The organism is Inquilinus limosus MP06, assembly GCF_000767795.1.
GTDB classification, from domain to species: domain Bacteria; phylum Pseudomonadota; class Alphaproteobacteria; order DSM-16000; family Inquilinaceae; genus Inquilinus; species Inquilinus limosus_E.
Genome location: NZ_JANX01000672.1, coordinates 1 through 2,992, shown reverse-complemented (window position 1 = coordinate 2,992; position 2,992 = coordinate 1). Strand labels below are relative to the sequence as shown.

Below are 2,992 nucleotides of genomic sequence, written 5' to 3'. Positions count from 1 at the left end.
ACCCGGGCGCTGCTGCGGTCGGTGCCGACCCTGTCGCGGCAGCGCGTGCACCGGCTGGCGGCGATCCGCGGCCTGGTGCCGTCGGCCTTCGCCCGGCCTACCGGCTGCCCGTTCCATCCGCGCTGCGACCAGGCGGTGGCCGGGCTGTGCGACCGGCGGGACCCGCCGGAGGTTGCGCTCGGCCCCGGCCGCGGTGCGCGCTGCGTGCTGCTGGAGGAGCCGGCGGAGACGCAGCCGAGGAGCATGCAGCATGCCTGACCTCGCGCCCGAGAACCTGGTCGAGCTGCGCGACCTGAAGATGGAGTTTGCGCCGCGCAAGCGCCTGTTCCGCTCCGGCCTGGCCAACCCGGTCCGCGCCGTCGACGGCGTGTCCTTCGACATCCGCCGTGGCGAGACGCTGGGGCTGGTCGGCGAATCCGGCTGCGGCAAGTCGACCGTCACCCGCTGCATCCTGGGCGCCCACAAGCCGACCGGCGGCACCATCGCCTATCGCGACCCGCAGGGCAGGGTGGTCGACCTGGCGGCGCTGACCGAGGCGCAGCGCCGGCCTTACTGCACCGATCTGCGCTTCGTCTTCCAGGACCCCCAGGCGTCGCTGGACCCGCGGATGACGGTGGTCGACCTGGTCGGCGAGGTGCTGCGCGTCAACGGCCTGGCCAGCGGCCGCGAGATCCCCGGCATCGTCGCCGGGCTGATGGAGCGGGTGGGGCTGCGCCCCGAATATGCCCATCGTTACCCGCACGCCTTCTCCGGCGGCGAGCGCCAGCGCATCGGCATCGCCCGGGCGCTGGCCACAAGGCCGCGGCTGGTGATCCTGGACGAGGCGGTGTCGGCGCTCGACGTCAGCGTCCGGGCCCAGACCCTGAACCTGCTGAAGGACCTGCAGGAGGAGTTCGGGCTGACCTATCTGTTCGTCAGCCATGATCTGAGCGTCATCCAGTATATCTGCGACCGCGTGGTGGTGATGTATGTCGGCCAGATCGTCGAGAGCGCGCCGATCGACGCGCTCTACGCCCGGCCGCGCCACCCCTACACCGAGGCGCTCTTGTCGGCCCTGCCGGTGCCGGATCCGCGGCGCCAGCGCCAGCGCCGGCGCATCCAGCTGAAGGGCGAGGTCGCGGACCCGGCCAACCGCCCCTCCGGCTGCGCCTTCCATCCGCGCTGCCGCTTCGCCACCGACATCTGCCGCACCACGGCGCCGCCGCTGAGGTCCTTCGGCGGCCAGGTCGCCGCCTGCCACCACGCCGAGGAGCTGGATCTCCGCGGCGTCCTCTCCGACTCGAACCCGCAGCTTGCCCATGCCTGACATCATCCGCCGCCACGACAACGGCAACCGGCCGATCCTCCACCACGACGCCCGCATGGCCGGCGTGCATTTCAACCTGGTGAGGCTCGGGCCGGGCGAGGTGTTCGAGACCCGGCTGCCGGAGCACGAGGCGATCCTCGCTGTGCTGTCCGGCACGGTCGACATCGCGGTCGACGCCGAGCTCTTCACTTCGGTCGGCCGCCGCGCCGACATCTGGTCCGGGCCGGCAGATTCGGTCTATGCCCCGGTCGGCAGCGCCATCCGTATCGTGGGCGGCGCCGGGCCGGCCGAGGTCGCGATCGGCGGCGGGCTCACCACCGAGCGTCACCCCGCCTTCCGCATCCCGCCGGAGGAGGTGGTGATGGTCGAGGTCGGGTCGCCGGAGACGCACAGCCGGCGCCGGATCTTCCACATCCTCGGCCAGAACGGGCAGGGGCGGGCGGGGCGCCTGCTGGTCAGCGAGCTCTACGCCGATGACGGCTGCTGGAACGGCTATCCGCCGCACAAGCACGACACCGACGTGCCGGGCCGGGACGGGCCGCGCGAGACCGCGCATGACGAGCTGTATCATTTCCGCTACGACCCGCCGACCGGCTTCGGCGCCCAGCTGATCTACGAGGACAGCGGCGAGCCGCAGGCCTTCCTGACCCGCGACGGCGACACCTTCACCGTCGACCGCGGCTACCACCCGACCGTCACCTCGCCGGGCCACCGCGCCTACATCTTCACCGTCATGGTGGGGAAGACGCATCGGGGCCTGGTGCAGTATTTCGATCCCGCGCACGCTCATCTGATGGACCGGATCCCCGGCATCCAGGCGATGCGGGAGAAGTTCCGATGACCCTGTTCGACCTGACCGGCAAGCGCGCCCTCGTCACCGGCTCCTCGCGCGGCCTCGGCTTCTCCGTCGCCGCCGCGCTGGGCCGGCACGGCGCCACGGTGATCCTGAACGGCCGCGACGACGGCGCCCTGAGCCAGGCCGTCGCGAAGCTCCGCGACGAGGGCATCGATGCCCATCCGGCCCGCTTCGACCTGACCGACCCGGACGCCGCCATGGCCGCCATCGGCCAGGCGGTGCGGACGGTCGGGGCGGTCGACATCCTGGTCAACAATGCCGGCGTGCAGCTGCGCAAGCCGTTCCTGGACTTCGCGCTCGAGGATTGGCGGATGATCCTCGATGTGCACCTGATCGGCAGCGTGGTCGCCTCGCGCGCGGTGCTGCCGGGGATGGTCGAGCGCCAGGCCGGCAAGATCATCAACATCTGCTCGCTGATGAGCGAGCTGGGCCGGCCGACCATCGCCCCCTACGCCTCGGCCAAGGGCGCGCTGCGCATGCTGACCCGCAACCTCGCGGTCGAGTTCGCGCGGCACAACATCCAGGTCAACGGCATCGGCCCCGGCTATTTCGCCACCGAGCTGAACCGCGCGCTGATGGACGACCCGGAGTTCAACACCTTCGTCACGCGCCGCACCCCGGCCGCCCGCTGGGGCCGGCCGGACGAGCTGGGCGGCGCCGCCGTGTTCCTGGCCTCCACCGCCTCTGACTTCGTCAACGGCCAGATCATCTATGTCGATGGCGGCCTGCTGGCTGCTGTGTAGGCGCCGGGCCGCTTCGGGCCTCCGCCATCTGGAGCGGCCTGTGTGTTCCATCCTCCCCCTCCCCTTGCGGGAGGGGAGGGGAGGGGG

At 71.7% G+C, this 2,992-nt stretch carries 4 protein-coding genes; all 4 read left to right on the top strand.

Annotation, left to right across the window (positions count from 1 at the left end):
• On the top strand, positions 1 to 258 hold a 258-nt coding region (locus P409_RS30595; RefSeq protein ID WP_034847349.1), incomplete at its 5' end, for an oligopeptide/dipeptide ABC transporter ATP-binding protein.
• Positions 251 to 1,306, top strand: coding sequence for an ABC transporter ATP-binding protein (locus P409_RS30590; RefSeq protein WP_034847347.1), 1,056 nt, complete (start codon positions 251 to 253; stop codon positions 1,304 to 1,306). The genes P409_RS30595 and P409_RS30590, both read left to right, overlap by 8 nt.
• Positions 1,299 to 2,147, top strand: coding sequence for a 5-deoxy-glucuronate isomerase (locus P409_RS30585; RefSeq protein ID WP_034847345.1), 849 nt, complete (start codon positions 1,299 to 1,301; stop codon positions 2,145 to 2,147). The genes P409_RS30590 and P409_RS30585 overlap by 8 nt, the downstream gene beginning before the upstream one ends.
• Positions 2,144 to 2,905, top strand: coding sequence for an SDR family oxidoreductase (locus P409_RS30580; RefSeq protein WP_034847343.1), 762 nt, complete (start codon positions 2,144 to 2,146; stop codon positions 2,903 to 2,905). Before P409_RS30585 ends, P409_RS30580 begins: the two co-directional genes overlap by 4 nt.
• Positions 2,906 to 2,992 lie beyond the last annotated feature (87 nt).